4 protein-coding genes and 1 pseudogene are annotated in these 3,022 nt (G+C 43.6%); 3 read left to right on the forward strand and 2 right to left on the reverse strand.

From position 1 onward, the window contains the following. Positions 1 to 59: 59 nt before the first annotated feature. Positions 60 to 173 carry a Tn3 family transposase gene (locus tag QUA20_RS32260; protein WP_445304740.1) on the reverse strand — a complete coding sequence of 38 codons (114 nt, stop codon included), beginning with the start codon at positions 171 to 173 and terminating at the stop codon, positions 60 to 62. Between the two features lie 392 nt (positions 174 to 565). Next, on the reverse strand, positions 566 to 838 hold the full coding sequence (locus tag QUA20_RS31480) for a hypothetical protein (RefSeq protein WP_333194257.1): 273 nt from the start codon (positions 836 to 838) through the stop codon (positions 566 to 568). 429 nt (positions 839 to 1,267) lie between these two features. Between QUA20_RS31480 and QUA20_RS31485 the strand changes: the two are divergent. From QUA20_RS31485 to QUA20_RS31495, 3 genes and pseudogenes are all read left to right on the forward strand, one after another. Beyond that, positions 1,268 to 2,283 (forward strand): annotated as a pseudogene (locus tag QUA20_RS31485) (IS701 family transposase). A gap of 371 nt (positions 2,284 to 2,654) precedes the next feature. After that, positions 2,655 to 2,816: a hypothetical protein gene (locus QUA20_RS31490; RefSeq protein WP_333194258.1), complete on the forward strand. Its 162-nt coding sequence runs from the start codon at positions 2,655 to 2,657 to the stop codon at positions 2,814 to 2,816. A 62-nt stretch (positions 2,817 to 2,878) separates the two neighbouring features. After that, positions 2,879 to 3,022: transposase family protein (locus QUA20_RS31495; protein ID WP_333194259.1), on the forward strand; the 144-nt coding region annotated here is incomplete at its 3' end.

The raw sequence follows: 3,022 nt of genomic DNA on the forward strand, positions 1-3,022 counted from the left end.
TCATTTTAACTCCTACTTAGATTTACATCCCTCATTATACACGTTCGAGGATTTACAAATCATTTGCGATCGCTATAATTCTCCACGTTATGAGTACAAGCAGTAATCTCTTGCCGTAAAGAGCGATCGCTAATATATTCCACCAAAAACATAGTTCGTAGGATCTGTCCCATACCTTACCGCTCTTATTAAGGCATGGACGCTTCAGTCGCGACTCGCGAGTCGTTCCTTATTCCATATCAACAAGGTTTGAACTTCGGGTAAGCACTATGCTCAATATTGATGGGGGTGGATTATTTTTTTTCTGCACGCAGTAGTCAGGGTTTGCGATCGCAAAAACATTGCTTGCTACCGAGAAAGAACAGCCATAACCAGCCTCAACAAGCAAAGGCAGTCCCTGCACAAAAAAGCAGTAATTTGGCATAAAATTGCAGGCATTTGCAGGATATTTTCGGGTAAATACAGGTAGAGTGCCGTCCCTGCAAAAGCCTGCATTCTCACGCTTTTTTGTACAGCAAATGCCTGGTTTTATACTGCAAATGCCAGACTTTAGGGCACACAAAAATTAGCTAGTTTTTTTGGTGGCGGCTTCGATCGACGGTGCGAGTCGCGAACAGATAAGTCTGCTGGCGGGCGATCGAGTTACCGCATCAAGCCGATCGCCTGGTTCATTCCGTGTCAGCACGAAGAAATCAAAAAACGGGGCAACGATCGGCAATCTGCTTGAACCGGGCAAGTTCTGCCTCGCCGACAACTGCCACAACATCGGCTGTTGTGACTTTTCCGGCGTTGATCGCCTCCACAAAAACCGCCACAACAGCAGGAGCAATGTGAGCAATCGGCACAGTCGAAGAGCGGGTAAAAATCAAGCGCCTTGATACCTAACAGGACTTACGCAACTGGCACAGGTTGGGCAAGTGTGATCGCCCATCAGGCAGCGTCGCCAACAGTAACTCATCGGGGGTAGAGAACTCCGTGAGAGGTGCTTTGAGAGTCTCAAAAGCCTTCCATGTAGTTGCGCTCGTTAAATCTGACAGGAGTGACACAACTGGCACATGGCAAGCGAGCGCTCTCATCCTAACTTTGTGGTGATGACTGACTGTAACCTGGGGAAAGAGCGAGCAAGTGTAACCCGAGCGCGATGAAAGCCGTACCATCTGCTTTCTGCGTGAAGTTGCGAGCGAGCGTACAATATATAGCGTGTCAAAATTCAACTGATTGGCACACTCTCAATAGTGGCGCTCGGAATGTTTTAATTATTGTCGGCATGAGATTTACCAAACTTAACTACTGTCAATATTTATTAAGCAGTCAAATCAACTATACGCTAACCCATTTGGCAGACCATGTAGAAACAATCAGCCATTCCTGTAGATTAATCGGTATTTGAGAAAAGAAAAACTTACCCCTAAGTTATTATGGGAAAATGTGGCACCCCAGATTGCAGCTCATGTTGACGGTTATTTAATCTTTGATGATACAGTATTAGATAAAAGATACAGCGAGGATATTGAATTAACCCGCCGACAATATAGTGGTAATGAACATAAAGTAATCCGAGGTATTGGATTAGTTAATTGTGTGTATGTCAATCCTGAAACCGGAGAATTTTGGGTAATAGATTATCGAATTTATGACCCAGATGGGGACGGGAAGACCCAAATAGACCACTTGTTAGAAATGCTCCAAGGGGTAGTATACTCAAAGGACTTAGCTTTCAAAACAGTCTTAATGGACACATGGTATGCTAGCCAAAAAGTCATGGAAGCTATTGACAAGCTAGGCAAAAGATATTACTGTCCGTTAAAGAAGAACCGATTGGTTGACGACACTCAAAATCAAGAAGATTATAAATCTGTTGAATCTTTAAGTTGGACGCCATCGGAACTAGAGTCAGGGAAAGTTATTAAAATAAAAACGTTTCCCAAATTCAAGAAAGTGAAATTATTCCGAGTAATTGTTTCCACCAACAAGACGGAATATGTCGCGACTAACGACTTAACTCAGTCAGACACAAATGACGTACAAAAAGTGTGCGCCATTCGTTGGAAGATTGAAGAACTTCATCGAGAAATCAAGCAATTAACAGGAATAGAGGCTTCCCAGTGTCGAAAAGCTCGGATTCAAAGAAATCATATTGCTGTAGCGGTACTTGTATGGGTAAAGCTTAAAAGTTTAGCCGCTCAGACAGGTCGAACAATATATCAAATCAAACATGGGCTGCTATCAAATTATTTAATTGAGCAACTGAAACGCCCCCAGATTCCGATGTCTATTGTCTAAAAAATCTGACAATAAACTGAAAGCAGTTTTTATTAAGAAAGCTAACAACCGCGCTCAGACGGTTGGTTGATGAGTGCCGTCCCGATCGAGGGACGGCACTCATCAACCAACCGAGAGTAAAGTTTGGAACTTTTGGAGAGGCGATCGAAGCATTTGTGACAGTTGCGTAAGTCCTGTATAGAGTTTAAAATTACTGTAACTCCCCCTTTGGTAGACACAGCATCTGGTTTGCCTTCTGTACTCAGGGTAAGCTCATCTAATTTGGTATAAATTGTACTTGACTTTAAGGGCAAGATATGGGCAAGTATCCAGTCAATAGCGGTTATTGAGAATCCATTGAAGATTTTGTGACGATCGCCTGAGCCGTGTAAGTGAGGCTCGTAGCGGGCGATCGAGTTACAATGGGCGATCGAGTCACAACGGGCGATCGACCCGCAGCCTTAAAGATGTCAAATGCGTCCTATAATACTGCTTCATATCAGTCACGAATGGTGAGGAAAAAACAATGGAGAAAGGATTCGATCGTGTTGTGAATGAGCCCAAATCATCGCCGACGATCGAGCGGCCTGGACCCATCGACCTGCAAGACTGACAAATCAGCTTATCAACTTATTTTGACGCTCTACCAGACCCAAGATTAGACCGAACCAAACAACACTTACTTAAAGACATTCTTGTAATTACCATCTTAGCTACAATTGCCGGAGCTGATGGGTGGGAAGACATCGAAAATTATGGA

Source organism: Microcoleus sp. Pol7_A1 (assembly GCF_036701085.1).
GTDB classification, from domain to species: domain Bacteria; phylum Cyanobacteriota; class Cyanobacteriia; order Cyanobacteriales; family Microcoleaceae; genus Microcoleus; species Microcoleus asticus.

Bases quoted from the DNA above. Each gene is read 5' to 3' on its own strand.
- QUA20_RS32260 (WP_445304740.1), bottom strand. From the start codon at position 173: ATGGGACAGATCCTACGAACTATGTTTTTGGTGGAATATATTAGCGAT.